This window comes from Treponema sp. OMZ 305, from assembly GCF_024181325.1.
Lineage (GTDB): Bacteria > Spirochaetota > Spirochaetia > Treponematales > Treponemataceae > Treponema.
Window position 1 is genome coordinate 1415491 of sequence record NZ_CP051300.1, and the last position, 22975, is coordinate 1438465.

General features: G+C 45.5%; 21 protein-coding genes. 11 read left to right on the plus strand and 10 right to left on the minus strand.

Features of this window, described 5'->3' with window-relative positions; translation table 11 throughout:
• The first annotated feature begins 104 nt into the window (after window positions 1-104).
• The 9 genes from ABK01_RS06320 (at window position 105) to ABK01_RS06360 (ending at window position 10496) form a co-directional block, all read left to right on the plus strand.
• Window positions 105-329, plus strand: a complete 225-nt coding sequence (locus tag ABK01_RS06320) for a hypothetical protein (RefSeq protein WP_253674979.1) — start codon at window positions 105-107, stop codon at window positions 327-329.
• Window positions 330-358: 29 nt separating this feature from the next.
• Window positions 359-811, plus strand: a complete 453-nt coding sequence (locus tag ABK01_RS06325) for an ISAs1 family transposase (RefSeq protein ID WP_253676593.1) — start codon at window positions 359-361, stop codon at window positions 809-811.
• 247 nt (window positions 812-1058) lie between these two features.
• The gene (locus ABK01_RS06330; protein ID WP_253674980.1) at window positions 1059-2795 is read left to right on the plus strand and encodes a TrkH family potassium uptake protein; all 1737 of its coding nucleotides are present in this window, start codon (window positions 1059-1061) and stop codon (window positions 2793-2795) included.
• A gap of 113 nt (window positions 2796-2908) precedes the next feature.
• A complete protein-coding gene (gene cls, locus ABK01_RS06335) occupies window positions 2909-4420 on the plus strand; it encodes a cardiolipin synthase (RefSeq protein ID WP_253674981.1) in 1512 nt (503 codons plus the stop codon).
• A gap of 25 nt (window positions 4421-4445) precedes the next feature.
• Window positions 4446-5138: a potassium channel family protein gene (locus ABK01_RS06340; RefSeq protein WP_253674982.1), complete on the plus strand. Its 693-nt coding sequence runs from the start codon at window positions 4446-4448 to the stop codon at window positions 5136-5138.
• Between the two features lie 26 nt (window positions 5139-5164).
• Window positions 5165-5920, plus strand: coding sequence for a hypothetical protein (locus tag ABK01_RS06345; RefSeq protein WP_253674983.1), 756 nt, complete (start codon window positions 5165-5167; stop codon window positions 5918-5920).
• A 244-nt stretch (window positions 5921-6164) separates the two neighbouring features.
• A complete protein-coding gene (locus ABK01_RS06350) occupies window positions 6165-7349 on the plus strand; it encodes an anhydro-N-acetylmuramic acid kinase (RefSeq protein ID WP_253674984.1) in 1185 nt (394 codons plus the stop codon).
• Window positions 7350-7486: 137 nt separating this feature from the next.
• Window positions 7487-8896 (plus strand): TP0584 family protein, encoded by a 1410-nt coding sequence (locus ABK01_RS06355; RefSeq protein ID WP_212564900.1) that lies wholly within the window; start codon window positions 7487-7489, stop codon window positions 8894-8896.
• A complete protein-coding gene (locus tag ABK01_RS06360; RefSeq protein ID WP_212564899.1) occupies window positions 8889-10496 on the plus strand; it encodes a peptide ABC transporter substrate-binding protein in 1608 nt (535 codons plus the stop codon). The genes ABK01_RS06355 and ABK01_RS06360 overlap by 8 nt, the downstream gene beginning before the upstream one ends.
• A gap of 27 nt (window positions 10497-10523) precedes the next feature.
• Here ABK01_RS06360 and ABK01_RS06365 read toward each other — a convergent pair whose 3' ends face one another.
• The 4 genes from ABK01_RS06365 to ABK01_RS06380 form a co-directional block, all read right to left on the minus strand.
• Window positions 10524-12101, minus strand: a complete 1578-nt coding sequence (locus ABK01_RS06365) for an L-lactate permease (protein WP_253674985.1) — start codon at window positions 12099-12101, stop codon at window positions 10524-10526.
• Between the two features lie 29 nt (window positions 12102-12130).
• On the minus strand, window positions 12131-12772 hold the full coding sequence (locus tag ABK01_RS06370) for a TetR/AcrR family transcriptional regulator (RefSeq protein ID WP_253674986.1): 642 nt from the start codon (window positions 12770-12772) through the stop codon (window positions 12131-12133).
• A gap of 76 nt (window positions 12773-12848) precedes the next feature.
• The gene (locus ABK01_RS06375; protein ID WP_253674987.1) at window positions 12849-13418 is read right to left on the minus strand and encodes an HD domain-containing protein; all 570 of its coding nucleotides are present in this window, start codon (window positions 13416-13418) and stop codon (window positions 12849-12851) included.
• 66 nt (window positions 13419-13484) lie between these two features.
• Window positions 13485-13760: a GNAT family N-acetyltransferase gene (locus tag ABK01_RS06380; RefSeq protein WP_212564895.1), complete on the minus strand. Its 276-nt coding sequence runs from the start codon at window positions 13758-13760 to the stop codon at window positions 13485-13487.
• A 164-nt stretch (window positions 13761-13924) separates the two neighbouring features.
• Here ABK01_RS06380 and ABK01_RS06385 point away from each other — a divergent pair, with 164 nt between their 5' ends.
• Together ABK01_RS06385 and ABK01_RS06390 are read left to right on the plus strand one after the other, a co-directional pair.
• The gene (locus tag ABK01_RS06385; protein ID WP_253674988.1) at window positions 13925-14425 is read left to right on the plus strand and encodes a Got1/Sft2-like family vesicle transport protein; all 501 of its coding nucleotides are present in this window, start codon (window positions 13925-13927) and stop codon (window positions 14423-14425) included.
• Window positions 14406-14873, plus strand: a complete 468-nt coding sequence (locus tag ABK01_RS06390) for a hypothetical protein (protein ID WP_253674989.1) — start codon at window positions 14406-14408, stop codon at window positions 14871-14873. Before ABK01_RS06385 ends, ABK01_RS06390 begins: the two co-directional genes overlap by 20 nt.
• A gap of 70 nt (window positions 14874-14943) precedes the next feature.
• On the opposite strand, the gene ABK01_RS06395 is transcribed toward ABK01_RS06390, so the two are convergent.
• The 6 genes from ABK01_RS06395 to ABK01_RS06420 all read right to left on the minus strand — a co-directional run bounded on the left by ABK01_RS06395 (window position 14944) and on the right by ABK01_RS06420 (window position 22800).
• The gene (locus tag ABK01_RS06395) at window positions 14944-16710 is read right to left on the minus strand and encodes an FAD-binding oxidoreductase (protein WP_253674990.1); all 1767 of its coding nucleotides are present in this window, start codon (window positions 16708-16710) and stop codon (window positions 14944-14946) included.
• A gap of 158 nt (window positions 16711-16868) precedes the next feature.
• On the minus strand, window positions 16869-18425 hold the full coding sequence (locus ABK01_RS06400; protein ID WP_253674991.1) for an FGGY-family carbohydrate kinase: 1557 nt from the start codon (window positions 18423-18425) through the stop codon (window positions 16869-16871).
• Window positions 18422-18829: a DUF1667 domain-containing protein gene (locus tag ABK01_RS06405; RefSeq protein WP_253674992.1), complete on the minus strand. Its 408-nt coding sequence runs from the start codon at window positions 18827-18829 to the stop codon at window positions 18422-18424. The genes ABK01_RS06400 and ABK01_RS06405 overlap by 4 nt, the downstream gene beginning before the upstream one ends.
• Complete coding sequence (locus ABK01_RS06410; protein ID WP_253674993.1) at window positions 18826-20256, minus strand: NAD(P)/FAD-dependent oxidoreductase; 1431 nt, start codon at window positions 20254-20256, stop codon at window positions 18826-18828. The genes ABK01_RS06405 and ABK01_RS06410 overlap by 4 nt, the downstream gene beginning before the upstream one ends.
• Window positions 20253-22007: an NAD(P)/FAD-dependent oxidoreductase gene (locus ABK01_RS06415; protein ID WP_253674994.1), complete on the minus strand. Its 1755-nt coding sequence runs from the start codon at window positions 22005-22007 to the stop codon at window positions 20253-20255. Before ABK01_RS06415 ends, ABK01_RS06410 begins: the two co-directional genes overlap by 4 nt.
• Complete coding sequence (locus ABK01_RS06420) at window positions 21982-22800, minus strand: FadR/GntR family transcriptional regulator (RefSeq protein ID WP_253674995.1); 819 nt, start codon at window positions 22798-22800, stop codon at window positions 21982-21984. Before ABK01_RS06420 ends, ABK01_RS06415 begins: the two co-directional genes overlap by 26 nt.
• Window positions 22801-22975: the final 175 nt, after the last annotated feature.

A 22975-nucleotide genomic window follows, 5' to 3' on the forward strand; every position in this document is an offset into this window, starting at 1 on the left:
AGCCTAAACGATGTTGTACACAGAAATCAATTTTTGAAAAGGAAATTGCGCCTCGTGTATTTGAAAGAATACAGAAAGAAGCAAAGGAAAAAAAAGAAAGCACAATGAATACATCGCTGACGCTTTCTGTAGACGGCAAGGAAATTCGTTCAACGGAGAAAATGGATATATACGAAGAGCCGATACACATCGTCAGTGCCCATATCAGCGAACTCAAGATGACTGTTGCTCAAGAAACGGTAGCAGGCAAATCAAATGAAATACCGGCTATGCAGAACCTTATTAAATCACTCGAAATTGAAGGGTATATGGTCGTAGCGATGCCTTAAACTGCCAGATTGACACGGCACAGGCTGTTATTGAGAAAAAAGCAGACTATCTTCTGTGTGCAAAGGACAATCAACCGACACTTAAGAGTGATATAGAGGACTATGTACGGACCGCAGCCTTGCGCACAAAAATGGATAGTGCTCAAACCAGTGAAAGAGGGCATGGCAGAAAGGAAATAAGAACAGCATTTACGACGGATGATGTATCATGGCAACCCGGTGGAAAGCAATGGACGGCTCTTAAATGTATCGGAGCGGTCTGTACACAATTTGAAGATAAGAACGGAAAATCTGAACAATGGCATTATTATATTTCCAGCAGAAATCTCAGTGCAAAGGAACTGCTTCATCATGCCCGTCAGGAATGGTCGGTTGAAACAATGCACTGGCTTTTAGATGTGCTTTTCGGGGCAGACGGTTGCAGGATTCAAACAAAGACGGCGCAACAGAATTTAAATATGGTCAGAAAGCTCGGAGCTTAACATAATGAGGATGTACAAGCAAGAGACAAAATCAAAAATTGCTTTGACAGCCTTAATGTTCAAATCTCTGTTATATCCATATCAACTTCTGCATATCTTAGGTAAAAATTGATTTCCGTGTCCGAATATACACACACGTTGACGTTATATGGATTGGGAGATAAAATAACGGAATAGCTGCTAAATATTAAAAGCGTTGAGCTATCGATACTCAAGATATGAAAATAGAAAAGAGGATTGGACTGATATGAATACTATTGGAACAAAGCTCCGTGCAAATCTTTCAGGCGTTGCCTTTATACTCAGTTTAGCGGTGCTTTTTTTGCAGCAGTTCTATGCTTCCCTTGCCGCTACTATCGTTATCCACACACTCGATGCCGTGATCTTGCTTCTTATTATTGCAGAAACGTTTTTGCCGATGAGGCAGGAAAAATACTTTCAGCAGTATTTTCAAAAACATGCAATACTGTGTTTGACAACACTTCTTTTTTGCGCGGTTTTTATTTTCTTTAAAATAAAGATCGGTTTTATTCCTACGTCGCCGGAACTGATTTTGATATTTGCACTCGTAAAAAATATTTTCTTGTTCGGTAAAATCATCAAAAATACGGCGGACAGTGCGGGTGGAACAGAACGGGTGATGCTGAACCCTGCCGGAACGTTGCTTATTTCGTTTTTCATGGTTATCATCACCGGCGCCTTTTTACTGATGCTGCCCGCCGCAACCCCCGGCGCCAACCATCTTGATTTTTTGTCCGCCTTATTTACTGCAACTTCTGCAGTGTGCGTTACCGGTTTGAGCGTTATCAATATTGCAACGGAATTAACAACGGTCGGCAAGATTATCCTTATGGCGCTTATTCAGATTGGCGGACTCGGTATTATGGTGTTTTCGTTTTTCGGGATGCTTGCGTTTAGACGTAAATTATCCATTGCTGAAAAGCTGACCGTTTCGTATATGGTCAGCGAAGATGATATGTCGGGATTGTTTAAAGCGCTTCGCGTCATTGTGGGTTCTACATTTTTGGTTGAAGCAGTTAGCGCCGGATTTTTATACCTCGGATTTTCTCGTACCATGGGGGTGTCTGTCGAAACGCTCGGTTTTGCAGCGTTCCATGCGGTATCGGCATTTTGTAATGCCGGTTTTGCGCTTTTTTCAAACAATCTTGAATCCTTTACCGGCGATCCTATAATCAGTTTAACAATCAGCTTTACAATTATCCTCGGAGGTATCGGTTTTGCAGTCATGTACGATACGGTACGTAAAATAAGAACCGAAGCGCACAATGCGATCAGAAAGAAAAAAATCCCGTTCTTTCTTCCGCTCAATACGCAGATCGTGCTTGCAATGACGGCAGGGGCGCTGTTTATCTCTTTTGCAGCGTTTTATCTGTTGGAGTATACCCATGCCATGAAGGATTTTTCACTTGGCGAACAATATCTCGGCGCTTTCTTTCAGGCGGTTACATTGCGGACTGCGGGCTTTTCAACAGTATCCTTTGCTTCGCTGACCAATGCAACACTACTGATGATGATCTTCGTGATGTTTGTAGGAGGCGCTTCGGGCAGCACGGCAGGCGGTATTAAGTTGAACACCGTTGCGGTGGTCTTTGCTTTTTTTCGCTCATTCCTGAAAAACGATAAGACGGTGGTTATTAAAAAAATGTCGATACCCGATGAGCAGGTAAAAAAGGCGTTTCTCATTTTAGGATTTGGTCTGACGATTGTCTCTGCTGCCATATTCGTATTGACGGTAACCGAATCGCTTCCGTTTTTACCGATGGCGTTTGAAACGGTTTCCGCCTTTGCAACGGTTGGGCTTTCTACCGGCATAACAGCACAATTCAGTATTGCCGGTAAACTAATACTGATCTTTCTTATGTTCATCGGCAGGGTAGGGCCGCTTACCATTCTCACCGCTGCCGGAAAAAAAGAACACAGCGACACCGTAGAATATCCGTACGGCGCTATTTCGATTGGCTAGGGGAGCGCATTTAAAACATTTCCATAAGTGAGGGTAATACGAAAGAAAAGAAACAGCGGAAACGTAAATATTTATATTTACTCAAAAAAGGACACAAGGGGCTTGTACGCGCTTTGTTTAGCCGTTTAGGAGTGTTCCTTGTCTTATTGGGCTTACAGGCATATATTTTATTCAGCATTCCGTATCGGTTTAAAGAAATATTTCCTTACTATTCTTTCGTGCAGTCTTTATTCATCGTTTCGATGGTGTTGTATTTACTCAATTCGGATATCGACCCTACCGCAAAGATTACATGGCTGGTTATCATTATGCTGCTTCCGGCATTCGGAGCTTTATTGTTTTGGTATACCCAAAGTGATCTTGGAAATCGTCTTGCACGGAAGCGTCTGAATAATCTTCTTGCGCTGACTCACGATAGTATTCCGCAAGATCCGCAGGTTGTAGAGGCGCTGTCGGTACAAGATAAGGGCGTGGCGGCGCTCGCTCATTATATGCGTCATACAGGGTGTCATCCGGTTTTTAATCAAACTGAAGTAACGTATTTTCCTTCAGGAAAAGCTAAATGGAAAGAACTGCTTATTCAACTGAAACAGGCAAAGCATTTTATTTTTTTGGAATATTTTATTATAGAAGAAGGTGTGATGTGGGGAAGCGTTTTGGAAATATTAGCAGAAAAGGCAAAAGAGGGTGTAGATGTTCGAATTATGTACGATGGAACCTGCGAATTTTCTACATTGACGCATGACTATCCTGAGCGCCTGAAAAAGTTGGGTATTAAATGTAAGATATTCGGGCGGCTTACCCCTTTTCTTTCAACGCGCTATAATTATCGAGATCACCGTAAAATTCTGGTTATTGACGGTCAGGTTGCGTTTAACGGCGGCGTTAATTTAGCGGATGAGTATATCAACGTTGTTAATAAATACGGATATTGGAAGGATGCTGCCGTTATGCTGCAGGGCGCCGCAGTTAAGAGTTTTACATTGATGTTTTTGCAGCTGTGGAGCCTGCACGAAAAAGAATGGAATTTTAATGAGTATTTGGAAGTTCCTGTCAAAGCCTTGCCGGTTTCCGCAGCCGGTTTTGTTATTCCTTTCGGAGATGGTCCCACCGATGAAAACAAAGTCGGCGAATGTGTGTATATGGATATCCTCAACAGAGCGCACCGATATGTGCATATTATGTCGCCCTATCTTATCTTAGACGGAGAAATGGAAACGATGTTGAAGTTTGCTGCGGAGCGCGGTGTGGATGTTATGCTTATTCTACCGGGCATACCCGATAAAAAAGCTCCATATTCATTGGCAAAAACGCATTACGCTTCATTGTTGGCTTCGGGAGTGAAGATTTACGAATATACGCCGGGCTTTGTTCATGCGAAAGTTTTTGTATGTGATGATCGAGAAGCCGTTGTCGGTACCATCAATTTGGATTACCGAAGTTTATATCATCATTTTGAATGCGCTACGTATTTATACGGTGTCGACTGTATTGAAGATATTGAAACGGATTATCAATCCGTATTAAAACAGTGCCGTGCAGTAACGGCCGAAACAGTCCGGAATGAAAAATGGACGGTTAAAGCTTCCGGCATTGTTCTTAAAGCTATTGCGCCATTGATGTAGAGGGAATCTCTAAAAGGAGAATACGATGGATGTACAACAAAATTTTGCGGTTATCGGATTAGGTGAATTCGGTATTCGAATTTGTGAAATGCTTGCTGAGGGAGGCGGTTCGGTTGTTGCATTTGATCATGATGCGCAGGCTGTCGATCGGGTAAAAAAAATTGTTCCGGCGGCAATGGTGATCGACACTACCGACGAAAACGCACTCAGAAAGGCTCCGCTCGACGATATCGATGTTGCCATTGTTGCAATCGGTGATAATAAGGAAGCAAGCATCTTAACCACAACGTTACTGAAAGAGCGGGAAATTCCCTATATTGTAGCACGGGCGGTTTCTCCGTTACATGCGATTGTGTTGAAGCGGGTTGGAGCTAGTAGAGTATTAAAGATTGAAGAAGAATCTGCCTCCCGTATCGCGAATGAATTGATTAACCCTGAAGCGCTTAATTCGCTTTCCGTTGTCGAAGGATATGGAATCTGTGAAGTAAAAGTACCGAAGTTTTTTATTGGAAAAACACTGTCGCAGGTTGCGATCAAAGAAAAATTCAATCTAACCTTAATTACGATTGTCCGGCTTGAGCTTGATATCGATACGGTTGGCAATCCTTTGAACCGCGAAGCGATGTATGAACCTGATGACAATCTTGAATTACAAACAGGCGATAAACTCTTTGTGTTTGGCAGTCTTGAAAAGATTGCGGAATTTAGAAATATCTAAAATATCCTATAGGTAGGAATGTCTCTATGATTATTATCGGAAAAAAGAAACTGATCGGTGCGGTATTTTTTTCGTTTGCACTTATTTTAGCAACTGCAATTTGGGGATATAAAGTCGGAATGCAGAGTTCACTTAAAAGTGATTCGGAGTTCGTATTGTTTTTCGGGTTTATCGGTGCGGGGATTGAACTTTGTTTATTGATAACAATGCTCGTATATGCAAAAAGAAAAGAGAACGACTTTTTAATGGTTGCAAAGGCTATCCAGCTGAACGGCGTATTGTCGGATTCTCGTGCAAAAAAATTGGGAAACTTAGGTGTTACGTTGCAGGAAGCGCTTAGCGATGCGTATCAAATTACCGCACAAAAAAGTTTGAAGATTGCGGGTTTAAACGGCCTTGTCGATGAACTTCTGCTTATAATAGACCGTCCGCTTCTAGTGGTAAGTCTGACAGGTAGCATCCTTAATTTTTCTGCTAAAGCGCAGGAGAAAACGGGATGTAAACAAGGCGACACGCTTTCCGACATTGCGCCTGCCATTAGTATTAAAGAAGCAATTCAGAATGCTTCACATACGCATACTGCCGTACAGCAAGATACACATATCGTGTGTATGCCGGTGTTCTCTGCTACCGGTACTTTGTCATTCTTTTTGGTTGATTTATCCGATCAGCCGATCGTGAGCAAGGTAATGGAAAACGTCAAGCATTTGATACAAAAAACGGATACCGAAAAAAAACAGAAAAAGCCGTTTTTTAAATTTTTCCAAAAAGACCGCGAGTAACTTAGACAAAGTGTGCGAAATTTTATTTCCTTAAAATGCAACAGTTGAACAAAATATGAATTTTGGAAACTGTTGCATTCGTGCGCGAAAAGCGCACACATCAATACGCAAGTTTTCGAAAGAAAACTTGACGGTTAAGGTGAGCGGCGTCATTGTAGACGCTCACCTTATACCTATGAAATTTTGCACAAAAGGAATACAGCCGCTTAAAATATTTAAGAGCGGTTGCCTTCGTGAACAATATATGAAACAGTTGGATTTTATAAGCGGGAAAAAAGAAAAAACGGCGATTGGGCTTATGAGCGGAACGTCTGTTGACGGTATCGATGCGGTGCTGCTGACTATTACCGGGTGCGGTGTCGATACGCGTATTGCGGAGCGGGCATTTCTGACCGTGCCTTATCCGCAAGAAGTACGGCAGCGGTTGTTGGTTCTTGCTTCCGGTTCTTTTGGCGGCAGCGAAGAATTAAGCGCGATGAATGCTTATCTGGGGGAACTGTTTGCGGACGCCTGCTTTGCCGTATGCAAAAAGGCGAAGATCGATATAAGTACGGTTGATTTTATCGGTTCGCATGGACATACGGTTTTTCATGCACCGAATGAACGATATTATTTTGGCAAGAATATTAAAAGCACGCTGCAAATCGGCGAAGCGGCAGTTATTGCAGAAAGAACCGGATGCGTTACCGTTGCCGATTTCCGCGTTCGGGATGTTGCGGCGGGCGGAGCAGGGGCGCCGCTTGTTCCGTTTACCGAGTATCTATTATATCGAGAACCCGGTACGGTAATCGCCTTGCAGAATATCGGCGGTATCGGCAATATCACGCTTTTGCCTGCCGATGCCGATATGGACGGCATTATCGCCTTTGATACCGGCCCGGGGAATATGCTGATAGACGGCTTGATGCGGCTTATCACCGGCGGTACGCAAAACTATGACGAAGACGGCAAATGTGCCGCTGCCGGTGCCGTTGATTCGGCATTGCTTGATTTTCTTAAAACGGATCCTTATTTGCAATTAAAACCGCCAAAGACCACCGGTAGAGAACATTATTCCGAAGCGTTTATACAAGTGTTGTATGATAAAGGTACATCATTGCAGCTACCGCCGGAAACAATTGTAAGGACGGCAACCTATTATACTGCATATTCAATCGCGTATTCGCTTAATACATTCGGATTGCCGATACCGCAAAAGCTGATAGTCGGTGGAGGCGGCAGCAGAAATCCCATTATTTTAGCGCATCTACGGCGGCTGTTGCCTCAATGTTCCGTGCTGACCAACGAGGATATCGGTAAAAACAGCGATTCAAAAGAAGCATCTGCCTTTGCCGTACTTGCAAACGAAGCGCTCTGCGGTAATCCGAATAACGTCCCGTCTGCGACGGGAGCAAAGAAGTTTGTCGTAATGGGAAAGATCAGTATGTAATAAACCTATTCTGAAACTTTCGTTTTCGAATAGGTCTACGAGTTCACGCACCGCATTTCAAGGTAACCTGTTCAGAAACGGAAGTTTCCGAACAGGTTTGTTATAAAAATTTTTTTTAAAGTGCCGATAATGGTGATATGGAATCTACGAAAAATTTTTCTGAAGTGTTAGAACATCACATAGCTATACAACGGGAAGAGTTTAACAAACATTTACTTCCTCAGTTGCAGCAAAATTATGCAGCGCTCGGCAGTGTGGTAAAAATTCTCCGCAGCAATTTATTGAAAAAGGGCTTGGTCTATGACGATCCGTATAAATACGACAGCCGTATGACCGAAATAAAAGTTCCCAGCAATGAAGCTTTTGCAGACGGTGAGCGAGCTGCTATCGTCGGTTCCAGATTGGCACAGTATCAAACGATGCTCGATTTTTTAACGAACTCCTATCAATTTAACTGTTCATTCCTGACGCCGCAGCGTATTGCATCCATGCTCGCATTGAATAAAACTTTCCAGTGGTCAGCGCTCAACGAAAATTCAACGCTTGCGAATACTCGTGCACTTGCCGAGATTTGTAAATCGCTCCACTCCGTCTCCGATACGCTGACCGGCGGACTTTTACGCGATTCACTTGGACACCTTGCAAAGCTCGACACGGAGATCAATAAAACACTCCGTCAACTTGCCCGTTTACACCGTGAAGAATATAAGCTAACAATCAGAAAAAACTTACCACCCGATTTAACGGTTACGCAAGCGGATATCGTAAGCCCGATTAAATTATTAAAAACTCTAAAAAAGACTATTGCCGCAAATGATGAAAAACTTCCCTTCTATCATGAGCTTGTGATGGAAGTCATTAAAGAAGATTACGGTTCCGATTCGGCACATCTGCAACAAGAAGTATTGCGCCATTTGAATGTAACGCAAAAAGAAAATGTAAAAACCAATAAACAAGAAAATATGCGGCCGGTGCTTATAACGGGACTGCGCATCCTCGGCACCACCGGTAATCATTTCGACACTTGTCTCACCAAACTTATGGCTAATCAAGAAGTAGTATATAAATCGCGTACGACGATTTTTACCAAGTTTTTAGAAGCTTTGAGACGTGCGTTCAATATGGAAGAAAGAAAACATGAAATTACCATATTGATTAAAGACCCTATCAGCAATTTGCAAAAAAAAGAAATAATCGTACTGGAAGATTTTACTGATAATTTAGCAAAAACAATTCGTATTTTTAGAGTTCTTGCATCGGGTACCTCCGACTTACAGCAGCGTTTAACCGGCATGAACAATGAACAATTACTTGAACTCTTAAACAAATACATCGTTATATGTAATGGATATTTAAAAACCCTCGGCGGATTGGATGATTATTATAAATCCACTGACGTTATACTACGCTCAAAAATGAAAGGGATAAAAATAGAATTGACCACAATTCGAAACGCAGTTATAAAAGCAAATCAATGCAGAGCGGAATACAATGCGAGCGTTGAAGAATATTTAAATATGAAAGAACTTGGATTGATTCATGAATAAAAAAAATCTGGTATTGTTTTTTGTTTTGTGTATATTTCCATTTGTTGCATGCGCAGAAAGTGAAACGTATCCTCAAAACGAATTTATTGTTTCGGTTACCACCGGTATTCCGAATTTGCATCCTCATGCTGCATATAATGCAAATGAGGCTCAAATCTTGACCGGTTTGTATGAGGGACTATGCACTTACGATCCTTATACGTTACAGCCGGTCGCCGGGTTAGCAAAGGATTGGAAGATCAGTGCAGACGGTTTAACGTGGACGTTTACTCTGCGGGATAAACTCACATTTGAAAACGGCGATCCTATTACAGCTCAAGTAGTATGCGATTCATTTATCAATTTGTTAAACCCTAAGCTTGATTTACCTTATGCCTCACTTTTAGATTGCGTTAAAGGAGTAAAAGAATATCGTACCGGAAAAAGTTCCGATATGTCGGCTATCGGCTTATGTGCGGAATCCGATACTTCATTAAAAATCTCGCTTATATATCCGGCAGAGCAATTAGCCAATATACTCTGTCATCATGCATTTTCGGCAGTACATCCTTCACAGCTCAAAGAGATAACCCGTTATGCGGGAAAGAGTTCATTTGTGAAGCCTTCCGAAGCTTTTAAACCGATCGCGAGCGGTCCTTTTAAAATAGAAAGTTTTACCGCCGAAAAAATCCGTCTCATAAAAAATCCCACTTATTGGGATTCCGAATCGGTACGACTCCCTGCAATCAGCATACTCTTAGATGAAGATGCCGATAAAATGACGGAAGCATTTAATCAAGGAACTGTTCACTGGCTTTGCGGGTCAGTCAATTTAAATAAAGTAGCGGCGGCATATACCATCCATATTACGCCGATGTTTGCAACCGAATTCTTCTATTTTAAAACAAATACAGCGCCATGCAATAATCAAACGCTCAGAGAAGCGCTACTTGCTGCACTCCCTTATACCGAATTGCGCAAGGATTATTTAATTCCTGCTAAGACGCTGGTATTTCCTCTCACGGGATACCCGACAGTACCGGGTATTGATAAACAGGATACGGCAAAAGCGGAAAAGCTTTTAAAAAATCTGCTGCAATCAGAGACGACAAAACCGGTAAAAATTCTTCTGCCGGAAACAGCATTCTACACCGAACAGGCGGCATTGTTGAAAACCGCATGGGAAAAAATAGGAATTGTAACGGAAATCACAACCGTTCCTTTTGAAGAATACTATGACCGGTTAAAAACGGACGATTATCATTTAGCCGTTATTTCGTGGATTGGCGACTTTGCAGATCCGCTCGCTTTTCTGGAATTATTCAGGTCTGATTCAACTTTAAATGATTCAGGTTGGCATAATACCGATTACGAAAATTTTATCAAGAAAGCATCGGCGGAGCAAAATCGTAAAACAAGATTTGAATATCTTGCAAAAGCGGAGCAGTTGCTGTTAGATTCGTCGGTTATTATCCCGCTTTCTCACGTCCCTGCAATCAATGTTATCGATTTAAGCGACATTAAAGGCTGGTATGTAAACGCGGTTAATATCCATCCGTTTAAATGTATTCGTTTTGCACAGCCCGATCCCTTGCCCGGAGTTGCGTTATATTCTAAGTAAAATTGCTCAATGGGAATATGCAGCGGTTCACATCAGTAACGAGCCGGTAAAACAGATTACTCCGGCAAGCAGTGCATACGTAATAAAATATTTAAACACCGCCGCGAGAATTTTGCTGTCGGAACCGGTAATACCGATAGCTCCTGCGCCGATTGCAATATTCTGCGGGCATACCATCTTGCCGATACCGGCTCCCATTACATTTGCTGCAGTAATCCAATACGGATCCAGATTAAGCGAAAGGGCGGTTTCCAGCTGCAAATTCCCGAAGAGGACGTTAGTAGAGGTGCCCGATCCTGTTACAAACGCGCCCAATACACCGATAAGCGGTGCAACAAAGGGGTACACGGGGCCGGTTGCGACAACAGCAGAGTGTGCAATATCGGAGATCATTCCGCTATATATCATCACCTTGGCAGTTGCCAAAACGCTGCAGATCGTTACAAAGGTTCTCCAATATTTCTTTAGGGTAGCGCCCAATACGGTAGCCATTTCGAACAACGAAGCCTTTTGAATAAGCCCACCGCAGATAGCCGCAATGAATATCATCACTCCCGGAGTATTTATCCAGCTGAACGTGAGAGGCTTGCCACCTTCTCCCTTATAAATCATGAACGAATGTTTGAAATTCTTGATGGCGTTATGCACGGGAGGACAGAGCTTTGAGGTAAGAATTAACAATATAAAGATAAGCATAAAGGGCGCCCATGCTCTCATGCCTTCGGCAAAGCCGATATGAGCCGCCGGTGTTGTTGTAGCCGACGCAGCAGTTTGTACCGAATATTCCGATTCGATTTTTGCGGCGTCACAATCTCCATTACCGTTTTTTTTGCCGAATTTTGCTGAAAGGATTACGCAGAGCATCGAACAGATTGAACCGACAATAGTCGGAAGTTCGGGACCTAACAACTGTGCAAAAAGAAGATAGGGAACAACAAACGACACCGACGCTACCAACGTAACATGCCATACACCTTTTAATGCCTTTATTCCTCCGCCGCAGATTACCACTATAAGAAATGGTGAAAGAAAGGCGTGAACAACCTGTATAAGCGCGGCATTTGCAGCAAGCTGCTGCAAGTCCAACCCTGTGATGGATGCAAGCGTCGCTGTCGGCACTCCTGCCGAGCCGAACGCAGTCGGTGTCGTATTTGCAACAAGACAAGCCGTTACCGCATTGATGGGATTAAGCCCTATTCCGGCAAGAATCGATGCGGGAATAGCAACCGCAGTACCGAACCCTGCCATACCTTCCATAAAATTACCGAACCCCCAGCCGATAATCAGCATCAGTATTCTTTTATCATCGGAAATACCGATCAGCATCCCTTTGATCTTTTCCATAGCGCCGGTATGTATCGTTAAATTGTATGTAAAAAGAGCGGCAACAATAATCAAACAGATAGGCCAGAGTGCATAGGCGACTCCTTCGAACATAGCGGATGAGATATGGAGTGGCGGCAATTTCCAATACAACGCTGCTAAAATTGCCGTTATAAGCAACGCAATACCGCAGGCCTTACAACTTGTCATCTTGAGCTTGCTTAAAGAAATAATGAGCCAAAAAATCGGCAGCATTGCAAGTATAAAATTAATTAATAGCATATATCACTCCATTATTCAGGACAAACGCATCATCGATTGAAATAATTGAACAAATCTTGATGCCGGTTAAAAAAACTTTGAATGGCGGTAAGAATCATTGTGTGGATTTTTTCTTTATTTTGATTAAACACGTCTTTATCGCTGAATAATTCATGCATCACCATCATACCGTGAAAAATTTTAAGCAGAAAATATTCTTGCTGCCGGATGATATTCATAATTTCTAATTCTTGTTGGGGCGGGTAGTGTAACGTTTTTATAAATAGTTCAAAAGCTTGTTTTTCCAATTGAAAATACAGCATTTCATAATCGCGGTCATAAGGAATTTCCGCTAAAAACATCAAGTAGAGTTTTTTTTCGGGTACTTCATCAAAGAGCTTCGCCATACAAGCATCTGTCATAACCTCGGCAAGCGATTCGGTTCCTGCCGATTCCCGCACAATCTTTTCGGTTCGTTCATACCGGAAATAGTTTCCGTTTTGCATAATATCAAAAAGGATTGCCTTTGTCGTTTTATAATATTGGTATACGCCCCCCTTGGAAAGCGTCGTGTGTTTAACCACATCTTCCATTGTCGTATAGCGGAAGCCTTTCTCTAAAAATACTTTTTTTGCAGCTTCTTGTATCTCCGCTTTGCGGACAGATTTCGATTGCCGTTTAAACTTAGCCATAGAATATATACATCAGATAGACTTACTGTCTGTAGGATTGAAAAGCTTCAACAAAAGCGAGCAGCGCATACCTATGTTAAAGTCCGAGCTTATCGGCGATACCGCACATCGCTGCAAGTGCTAATTCCGCAAATTCCGGAAACGGTATTCCGATATTTTCTATTGACATCATTGCGCCTCTGTCGGCACCGGCAGCAAATCCGGTTGCCTTCATTTTCTTGATGATGGATTTAACCTTAACGCTTGTAATTTTTTTATCGGGATACACAAGCGTAACGGCAGTGATAAAACCGGTAATAGGGTCGGCTGCATAGAGCGCTTTTTCAAAAAGCGTTTGCGGTACGGCGCCCGTATCGGGATTGTGAGCGATAATAGCACTGTACATTTCCTCGCAGCCGAAATTCTGTTTTTTTAATAGTTCAACTGTTACGGGACCGTGCCGTTCAGGGTGTTCCTGCCAGTTGGAAACGTCCATATCCAAGTCATGGAGCAACCCTGTAATCCCCCACAGTTCTTCATCCGCCGGCGACAACCGTTTTGCGAGCGCGCGCATAACAGCTTCAACAGCAAATGAATGCGCAATGATATGCTCAGTTGTAACATATTGATTGAGTAATCCAATCGCCGTATCTCTATCAATGTTCATAGATGCCTCCTGGAAATCTCTAAAAAACGAAAGCCCCTATCGGCTTTTTCTCTTGTGCCGTTGATTTTAATGTGCAACTAAATCGGCGTATTCCGAATGTTTATTGAACCAATCGGCTGCATACGAGCATTGAGGCCGTATCTTCTTCCCGTTCTTTTGAGCATAGTCTACGACTTCTTTAACAAGTTTACCGGCAACGCCTTGCCCTCGTAAAGAGTTATCGACAAAGGTGTGGTCGAGGCAAACCGTCGAGTTGTTCTCCTGCGGAAATGTAACCTCGGCAATGACTTTTCCGGCATCATTTTCCGCATAAATTCTATTTTCTTGGCGTATAAATTCCATCGTATCCTCCTTGTGGAACGTAGTATGCCATAGAATAGAAAGGAATTTCAATATGTACATCGGCATTGTCATCATCATAGCAACAGCAATTAGACTGGGTTGACAAAGTGAATGGCTCAATTATAATAGTGCCTTCGATTCCGAAAGTTTTATAGGAGGAAAAAATGAGCAATGTCTATAAGACACGCCCGCACAGAGTACTGGTGAATCTTGTTTTTGGTGCGGGAGCCGCTCTCTTTGTGACTTTTATTGCATCAATTTGGCTTAAAAGTTTCGTATTGTTGCTATTGATAGCGTTAGCAACTTTCGTCGGCTATATTTGGTTGGTAATTATCGGTAATATGATTGTTATAGAAACCGACGGCGATACATTGACAATAAAAAAGGGTAATAAAATCGATACCTATTCGATTTCCGCTACAGCGATACGGGCAAGAACCGTTAGTTCCGGCGGGGATACGGAATGTTCGCTCTATCTTACCCGGCAGGGAGAAAATGAAGAACTGATTGACTGCGAATTAATTGGTATTACGCAGTTTATAAAGTTATTGGATGATTTGGGAATCAATAGAGATTCCGTAACCAAACTCAACACGGACAATACTGATGAACCGGCTAAATTGACAACCGTAAAGGAGAAAACACATGGACATCATCATGAGTAATACAAGTTTTTCACATATCTATTATTTTATCCTTATCCCGATAGGGCTGCTTGCGTATTTTGCATTTGCAATCTTTAAAACAAAGAAGGATAAACAGCGCGTTACAAATTGGCTGAATGAACATCCCGATGCGGTAAAAGTGTATATCGGTAAAACCGGTTCGGTAACCGGTTATCTGGCGAGTGCGGCTCAGCAGATAACCGTCAGCAGTGTCGACGGGGAACGTCCGTTCTACTTTAGAGAAAAACTTTCAACCGGATTCTATGTTACTCCCGGAACCCATATTGTCGAATCGTCTTTTTCAAAAACTCGTCCCGGTTTCTTTTACCGCTCCGTTACAACGACCTACGGTGCAAGTAAACAGGAAATTACGGTTGAGGCTTCCAAAGCCTATAACTATTTCTTTAATACGAAAGAAGAAGCCTACGGGTTTGAAGAATTGCATTAAAAACGAAAGCCGATTAGACCATACGGTTTAATCGGCTTTTTTGGAAAATGCTTGTTTTTAAACAGTTCTTTTAATACGCGGGATTATCCCATGTTCTGCTGCAGAACTTCGGCTTGCGCTTTTGCTCTTCGGTCATGTCGATGCCGAGGGTGCCGCCCGGGTTCATAATGTTGTCGGGGTCAAAATGCTTTTTTAACGCGCGGAAAATATTCAGCCTATCCGTGCCGATCGATTGTTCCACCCACGCCGCAGTCATCTTGCCGACACCGTGGTGGTGGCTCATCGCAGCTCCCTGTTCCATGATATTATCAAAGATACCGAACTGATATTCTGCATATTCTTCTTTATCGCGGAATTTCCCGATGAAGATAAAATAGAGGTTGGCTCCCTGCTCATAGGCATGGGAAAGGTGGGTCATACAGACCGTGTTCGGGCGGGATTTTGCAAAAGCGCGTACCTTTTCATGCACCCTGCCCATCATCTCCCATGTAACGGAGCATTCCATCGTGTCGATGATGATGCCGTAGTCCTGCAGCGATTCCCGCAAATAGGGGTCGGTAAAGCGGCCTTCTTCCCATTTATGTGCGGGATAGCCGGTGAGGTACAGTCCGCCGTGGGCTTTGCTGATTTTTTTTACGATGCGGAAGAGGTTTGAAGAAAAGCCTCGTTCACCTTCCGTCCATCCTAAGAACATACAGCGGTTATGCGCTTTGTATCCGCGGAGGTTCATCAAGCTTTCGAGCGGCGTGCCTTCCACGCCGTAGAGCTTCATCATTGCATCGGTTTCTTCGGGGTCGGATAGGCGGAACACGGAAGGATAGCCTGCTTCGGCTTGCATAATTTCCCGCGCGGCGTCGCGTCCGCTCTGCCAGTCCTTAAACATAAAGCTGAAATACCGGCGGTTCTCCGCAGTCAGGCGGGAAATTTTCAACGTTACATGCGTCAGTACGCCGAACGCTCCCTCCGACCCCATCATCAGCTCATCGATATCAGGGCCGACGGCGTGGGCGGGAAGTCCGTAGCTTTTAATGATGCCGGTGGGAGTAACGTATGTTTGCCCCATCACGATATTGTGAATATTGCCGTAATAGGTTGAGTTCTGACCGGCGCCCCGCGTTACCGTCCAGCCGCCGACGGAGGAGTATTCAAACGACTGCGGAAAGTGTCCGCATGTATAAGCGTGCCGTGCGCCGAATCGGGTTTTCGCTTCACTCAAGATTTTTTCGAGCTGGGGGCCGGACATCCCCGCTTCAACCGTGATGGTTTGATCGGTTTCGTTAAAGTTAATCACCTTGTTAAAGTTCCGCCGCATATCAAGGCTGATGCCGCCCTTAAACGCTTCCACGCCGCGGGTAACGGAAGAGCCGCCGCCGTATACATAGAGGGGGATGTGCTGCTTTTGGCAGTATTCGACAATCTGCACGATTTCTTCATGACTTGAAGGATAGAGCACTGCCCGCGGGGCATTTTCGGTGATGTTCTCCCGCAGCCGGTAGAGGTCGTACATGGTTTTGCCGTAAGCTACGGAAAGCCGGTTGTATCCCTTGGTACTGACATTCTCTTTACCGCACACGGATTCAAAAAACGCAACATGCTCCGGTTCAAGCGGCGGCGTCGCTAATGTTTCGGGTACAATTTCGTGTCCGTCGGCGCCCTTCCGCTGAAAATCTGCATCGGTTAAGCCGAGCTCACCTTTCATAAAGGTAAAGAGCCTTTCATTCGGTTCCTTAAATTCGTTTGGGTCCCCCCATTTTAAAATCGAACGGAATGAAGCCGGCGGCGGGGGAACTTGCTCCCATTCCGGTTTAAAATTCTTGTATACCTTACGTTCTGCCATATTTATCTCCTATTACGAGTCTGTCCAAAAACTTCAGTTTTTGGACAGTTTCCTTAGATTTAACTGCGATGTTTTGAGATAAGTCATTACAAAACAAAGACTTATCTCAAAACTCGTCGGGCATCTCTAAAAATCTAACCATGTTTTTAGAGATGCCCTCATGACGGATAACCGGTTACCTCCCGTATCCGTTTATACACGTGCTTTAAGATAGGATATATCTGTGTGTATATTTGATAGAGTTCATCATATAATTCGCGGTTATCCGGTGAAGGGGTAAATACTCGCGCGATATGAACCATATTTTTGGCGCTTTCTTCGATACTTGAATAACACCCCGTTCCGTACGCCGTTAAGATCGCGGCACCCAGTGCGGAAGTTTCCGTTGTCGCACCGCGGATAAGCGGTTTGTTTAAGATATCTGCCGTGATAGTGCAGATACGGTCGCTCTGCGAGGCTCCGCCCGAAACGGCAACCTTTTGTACGGGAACGCCGCTTTGTCGTTGCAGTTGTTCCAACCCCTCCCGCAGCGAGTAGGCGAGCCCTTCGACGATTGCGCGGTATATTGCGTGCCGTCCGTGTACGTCGCCGAACCCGATCATCGAGCCTTTCGCATAGTGATCTTTAAGGCTGGCGCCCCAATAGGGTTGCAGCATTAGGCCGTAGCAGCCGGGCGGGGAGGAGTCGAGGAGACGATCCATAATTTGTTCCGGAATAATACCGGTTGCCGTCGCCTTTGCCCGTTCTTCATAGCCGAGCTCGTCCTTAAACCAGCTGATCATCCAGTAGCCGCGGAATATTTCGATTTCCGGTACCCAACGCCCTGGATAGGCGGCGCTGTATGCAGGTAGAAAGCGAATAGGTTCCGTGTAGCGGTCGGTGCATATTTCTACCGTCGCCGTTGTGCCGAAACTGAGAGAGGCCGTTTTCGCATCGAGGCATCCCATACCGAGCGTTTCACATGCCTTATCACTGCCGCAGGCGATAACCGGTATACCGGCGGGTAGCCCCGTTTCCAGCGCTCCTTGGGCGGAAACCCGTCCGATCTCTTTCCCGCTTTGCACAACGCTGCATTTTTTATCATCGTCTATCGGAAATATCTTTGCCGTGATGTGTCCGGGGGATGCCCACTTTTGTTTTTTATGATCAAAGGGAATGTGTCCGACCAGCGAAGAAGGCGAATCGGCAGCAATTCCCGTAAGCCGGTATTGCAGATAGCCCGATACCATCAGTACTCTCCAGGTTTTCTTCCAAATTTCGGGTTCATTCTCCTGTATCCAGTTGCACTGACCGTCGCTTTGGGAGTGCATGATCTTTTCGTAGTAATCGACTGCTTTTAACGCAGCCTTCATAATGAAATTCGGATGATACCGGCCGCGTGCCTTTCGGGTATCGAGCCATGTGATTGCAGGGCGCAATACGTTTCCGTCTTTCCCGATGAGGATAACGGTGTCCCGCTGAGCTGTTACGCCGATTCCCTTTGCGCGGGCGAGTAAATCCGGATGGCCGGTTTTAAGCGCAGTTACCCCCGTGCAGAGTGCGCCCCACCACACTTCAGGGTCTTGTTCCGCCCATCCCGGCCGCGGACTGACGCACGGTTTATACATAATCTGTTTCTTTGCGAGCACCGCGCCGTCTTCCGCAAAGATGATAACGCGCAAGCTCTGGGTACCGCAGTCGATTGAAATGATCGTCGATTGGTTGGTCATAATCATTCAGCCTCCGTACTTGCACAGGCGAGTATCGGTATTTTCGTCCCGTTTTCAGCGGTCAGCTGCGCAAGGCAGTCGCCATACCGTACCGGAGCGGCGGCGGTAATACTGCGTATTTTTTCTATCATAGATTTCATCTCCTCAAGCGGAATTTCACATCCGGTTTTTACCGGCAATCGGATAAACTCCGGCGCACCGAATCCTGTTGTTTCCCCGTTACGGCGGGAGGGTTTGCAGGCAACGGTGGTGGTGAGCGTCCTCATAGGGCACAGCGCTTCCTGTTTGCCGTAGACAACTCCTTTAGGACAGCTGTTTCCGCTTACTTCCATTGTATCCGGTGTATCGCCAGTTGTCACGGTTAAATGACAGCCGCGCGGACACGCAATACAAATCAGCTTTTTGGTCATTCCGCCTCCTTTGCTCGATAAGCCGGCTCTGCGTTCGTCAGCGAAACGGACAGGCGCTGCGTATATGCCGGTATCGATGCAGTCTCCACTATAATTCGCTCCATCTCCGGCGGTTTTAACGACCGGTATGTTTTTTTGAAGAGAATTGTTGAGTCTGTTTTTGTTTCCGCAGTAATAGTTAATACGGCGTGCTCCCGCTGTGCTGCAGAGCGGAAGTACAACACCGCCGGTTTTCTATCCGGTGCGATGCGGGCGGGGGTTTGATACAAGAGCGTTTTATCTGCGCTGATCGGAATTTCAGCAGAGTTTTTGCGTAGCGCAGTCGGTTGCATTTCCGTAGCGAAGGGTTCAATCCTTGCAAGCTCCGGCGAGCAGTATTCAGTTGCCGGATTTCTGCCCGCGGCGGTATTGCCTTCAAACGCCGTTCCGCTGCAGAGTGAGGCAGCCCGTTCTCCGGCAATACCGCCCGACTCCGAAACATAGTCTACAAGATCGTTTACATGCAGGGCATTTCCGCAGGAGAAAAGCCCCTGCACGGTCGTTTCCATATATTGATTAACCTGCGGCCCCTTTGTCCGCGTGTCCATTTTCGGCGCGAGACTGTCGAGGATATCGTTTTCGGGGATGAGCCCGACGCTTAAAATGAGCGTGTCGCAGGGAATGTACCGATCCGTACCGGCGAGCGGCTGCATCTGCTTATCGACCTGCGTAACGGTTACGCCCTCCAAGCGTCCTGCCCCGTGCAAGGCGCTCACCGTCGTAGAAAGGTGGAGCGGAATACCGTAGTCTTCAATGCATTGCACGATATTGCGGGTAAGTCCCGACGGTTCGCTTTTTACCTCGTAGACACCTTCCACACTGCCGCCGACACTTGCGGTTTCGAGGGTGAGCCGCCGCGCCATAATAAGCCCGATGTCTCCGCTGCCCAAAATGACAAACCGCTTACCGGGAAGGTATCCCTTTAGGTTGATAAAGGCTTGCGCCTGCCCCGCAGTGAATACCCCCGAAGGCCGATCGCCGTGGATAAACACCTGCCGGTCGGTACGTTCCCTGCAGCCCGTTGCGGAAATGAGCGCTGTACAGGAAAGATTAAAAATACCGTTTTGCGGATTGGTAAAGGTCAGCTCAAAGCCGCCGCCGTTCTGTTGCACAATACGGATAACAAAGGTGGATACGAATATGTCGATGTTGGAGTGTTGTGCGAGCATGTCGCGATACCGCCACGCATATTCGGGGCCGGTTAGCCGCTCCTTAAACCGAATAAGTCCGAAGCCATCGTGAATGCACTGCTTTAAAATCCCACCGATATGTTCTTCTCGTTCTATCAGTGCGATGCTGCACTGAGGGGCTTTTTCGGCAGCGGCAAGAGCGGCAGCCATACCGGCAGGCCCCGCTCCAATCACGATAATATCGTAAAAACGTTTCATAATGTTGCTTTCCCTTTGTCTGCCGGCAGCGGGTTGTTCAGTATATACGACGAGCCGCCTTTTTTAGTAATGCGCTCAAGCGGGATACCGGCTTCCCTACTGATGATTTCCATAACCCGCGGCGTACAAAAACCGCCGTGGCACCGCCCCATTCCGGCTCGGCATCGGCGTTTTATCGCATCAAGGCTGATATTCTGCATACCGAGCGCAAGGCAGCTGCGTACCGCATCTCGTATTTCTCCCTCGGAAATTTGCTCGCAGCGGCAGACGATTTTACCGTAGAGCGAATCCTGTTTGATAAGCGTATGCCGCTCGGCATCGTGCATCGAGGCTGTTTCGCAGGGGGCGGCGCGGCGCGGTATAAAGTCCGGTTTTTCTTTGAGGCCGACGGGAAAGCGCCGGAGTGCAAGAGCTGCAATATCTTCCGCGATTGCAGGAGCGGAAGCAAAACCCGGCGATTGAATGCCCGCCGCATGAATCAAGTTGGGGACCTTTTCGGATGTTTCGACGATAAAGTCTTCCTCCCACGTCGCTGCACGGATACCGCTGTAATACGTGATGACATCACCCCGCGAAAGCGTTTTATTCATAGCCATTTGCTCAAGCAAGGCGTGTTCGTTCTCCGAATCGGTACCGTAGTCTTCGCGGTCATACACTTCATGCGCAGTCGGCCCGACGAGGATATTTCCTTCTATACAAGGGATAATTCCGCCGCCTTTTGAATGCTGTTTTGAAGAGTTAAAGAGATTGGGTTTTCCGATAATGGTATGCTGCATTCCCTTTTTCTTTTTATCGAGGATGATATCCATACCCTTTCGCGGATGAATGGAAAAGAAACGGTCTCCGGCAAACTCCGCAATTTTATCAGACCATACGCCGGCTGCATTGATGACGAGACGGGTGTTCAGCGTACCGCGGTTTGTGCGCACTGCCGAAATCAATTCGTTTGTTTTGTCAAAGCCGATTACGGCGGTTTCAAAGAAAAATGATACCCCGTTTGCCGCTGCATTTTCCGCAAAGGCGATTGTTACCTTAAAAGGCGAGGCAATGCCGGAATAGGGCATCCAAAAACCGCCGTAGTATTCCGTACTCAGGTTCGGTTCCATGTTTTGTATCGTTTTTTTATTCATATAACCGACCCGTCCGTCAACACCGTTTTTTGCTGCCCGTCGGTGCATAAAGGGCACAAGAGGTTTCAGAAACGGAGTGTTAAACAGCATAAAACTGCCCGGCCAGTCGGTTTGAAAGCCGAGTTCTTTGTCGAGCTTGCGGTACAGGCGGTTGCCGCGCGTGTTCAGTTTGCCTTTTATCTTTGAAGGACTGTCTGCAAAGCCGGGATGGATCATACCGTCGTTGCGGGAGGATGCCTGCATTGCGCAATCGCACTCTTTTTCGAGAACAGCGATTGTTAAATCATAGCGGGACAGTTCCCGTGCGATTGCGCATCCGACAACACCGGCGCCGATAATCACGATATCGAAGGTCTTGCCCGCTAAAAAATTGTCCCGCACTTCCGGCATCCGCATCGGCGGCTCAGTCTTTCCTGCGACGGTTATATCGTTGACCAAGCCCTTGTATCCGCGCTGATGTTTGCATCTTTTTGCAAAAAAAGCGCCGACGGCGTACCGTTCTTCAACAGTAGGAGCGTCTCCGGTCAGTATCACCGAGCGACCGTCCCATTCCGCCGAAAGCTTCAGCTGCGGATACCGTGCCTTTATCTTCCGCTCAAGCTTTTGAAGATACTGCTTCATAATGATGCTCCTCCATAATCGGCGGATTTTTCTGTCCGTCAGTTTTCGCGTGAATAGGTCTAATGTATGCATTCGTCGAAATCATTTCTTCCAATAAAGTGAGCGCTTCATTCCGCTCATTGTTCGAGATATAAGTAATCAACCGCGATTTTAAGGCTGCGGCTGTCCGGATGCTCCCGATATTTTCAGTAAAAAACAGCTCCAGTTTTTGATGATAGATTTCCCGTGCCGAGTTAAAAAGCAGGAGAAAAACGATATTACCGCCTGCCTCAATAATTGCGCGATAAAAAAGAAAATCCAATTCGGTCAACCGCCGTATTTCGGCAGGCTTTAAGGCAGCGCCGAGCTTTTTTTGCTCTTCTCCGTGTATCTTATGTAATTTCTCAATGAGCAGCGAATCCGCTTGCTGCTGCGCCGTATCGGAATCAAAATACTGCTGCAACGATTTTTTCAAAATCATCCTGCGGACTTCTTCCAAATCGGCATCGATACGCGAGGCAGACTGAGGCGCAGAAAAACGATAGAGACTTGAAAGCAGCGGCAGTGCGCCTTCTTCCGTAAAGTTATTGACAATCCAGCCATGCCGCGGGCGAATGGAAATAAGACCCCTCGCTCCCAGTTCCAAAAGGCCTTCGTGAATCACCGGCCGAGAGACGCCCATCTGCTGTGCCAATTCCCGTTCGGGCGGTAGCTGCTCTCCCGGAAGGATAAGCTGCATCAACAGCAGCGTTTCCATCTGTTCAATAAAGCGTTCTTTATTACTTTTGGCAGTTGCTTTTTTTTTCTTTTTCATGTAATCTCATATATATAACATCAGTGTGTGGTAATACCACCAATTCTTTATCTACTATAACATAGAAAAAAACGATTTGTCAAATATTTGTTAAAATTTTTTATAACTATTTTAAAAGCCGGCTGTTTAGTATGGTGCGTTAAATAAAACTATTTCGTACCACCTGCCATGTTTT

What these genes read in the sequence shown, in the direction of transcription:
- ABK01_RS06320 (WP_253674979.1), top strand. Translation starts at nt 105, where the DNA reads ATGAATACATCGCTGACGCTTTCTGTAGACGGCAAGGAAATTCGTTCA.
- ABK01_RS06330 (WP_253674980.1), top strand. Translation starts at nt 1,059, where the DNA reads ATGAATACTATTGGAACAAAGCTCCGTGCAAATCTTTCAGGCGTTGCC.
- ABK01_RS06340 (WP_253674982.1), top strand. Translation starts at nt 4,446, where the DNA reads ATGGATGTACAACAAAATTTTGCGGTTATCGGATTAGGTGAATTCGGT.
- ABK01_RS06345 (WP_253674983.1), top strand. Translation starts at nt 5,165, where the DNA reads ATGATTATTATCGGAAAAAAGAAACTGATCGGTGCGGTATTTTTTTCG.
- ABK01_RS06350 (WP_253674984.1), top strand. Translation starts at nt 6,165, where the DNA reads ATGAAACAGTTGGATTTTATAAGCGGGAAAAAAGAAAAAACGGCGATT.
- ABK01_RS06355 (WP_212564900.1), top strand. Translation starts at nt 7,487, where the DNA reads ATGGAATCTACGAAAAATTTTTCTGAAGTGTTAGAACATCACATAGCT.
- ABK01_RS06360 (WP_212564899.1), top strand. Translation starts at nt 8,889, where the DNA reads ATGAATAAAAAAAATCTGGTATTGTTTTTTGTTTTGTGTATATTTCCA.
- ABK01_RS06365 (WP_253674985.1), bottom strand. Translation starts at nt 12,101, where the DNA reads ATGCTATTAATTAATTTTATACTTGCAATGCTGCCGATTTTTTGGCTC.
- ABK01_RS06370 (WP_253674986.1), bottom strand. Translation starts at nt 12,772, where the DNA reads ATGGCTAAGTTTAAACGGCAATCGAAATCTGTCCGCAAAGCGGAGATA.
- ABK01_RS06375 (WP_253674987.1), bottom strand. Translation starts at nt 13,418, where the DNA reads ATGAACATTGATAGAGATACGGCGATTGGATTACTCAATCAATATGTT.
- ABK01_RS06380 (WP_212564895.1), bottom strand. Translation starts at nt 13,760, where the DNA reads ATGGAATTTATACGCCAAGAAAATAGAATTTATGCGGAAAATGATGCC.
- ABK01_RS06385 (WP_253674988.1), top strand. Translation starts at nt 13,925, where the DNA reads ATGAGCAATGTCTATAAGACACGCCCGCACAGAGTACTGGTGAATCTT.
- ABK01_RS06390 (WP_253674989.1), top strand. Translation starts at nt 14,406, where the DNA reads ATGGACATCATCATGAGTAATACAAGTTTTTCACATATCTATTATTTT.
- ABK01_RS06395 (WP_253674990.1), bottom strand. Translation starts at nt 16,710, where the DNA reads ATGGCAGAACGTAAGGTATACAAGAATTTTAAACCGGAATGGGAGCAA.
- ABK01_RS06400 (WP_253674991.1), bottom strand. Translation starts at nt 18,425, where the DNA reads ATGATTATGACCAACCAATCGACGATCATTTCAATCGACTGCGGTACC.
- ABK01_RS06405 (WP_253674992.1), bottom strand. Translation starts at nt 18,829, where the DNA reads ATGACCAAAAAGCTGATTTGTATTGCGTGTCCGCGCGGCTGTCATTTA.
- ABK01_RS06410 (WP_253674993.1), bottom strand. Translation starts at nt 20,256, where the DNA reads ATGAAACGTTTTTACGATATTATCGTGATTGGAGCGGGGCCTGCCGGT.
- ABK01_RS06415 (WP_253674994.1), bottom strand. Translation starts at nt 22,007, where the DNA reads ATGAAGCAGTATCTTCAAAAGCTTGAGCGGAAGATAAAGGCACGGTAT.
- ABK01_RS06420 (WP_253674995.1), bottom strand. Translation starts at nt 22,800, where the DNA reads ATGAAAAAGAAAAAAAAAGCAACTGCCAAAAGTAATAAAGAACGCTTT.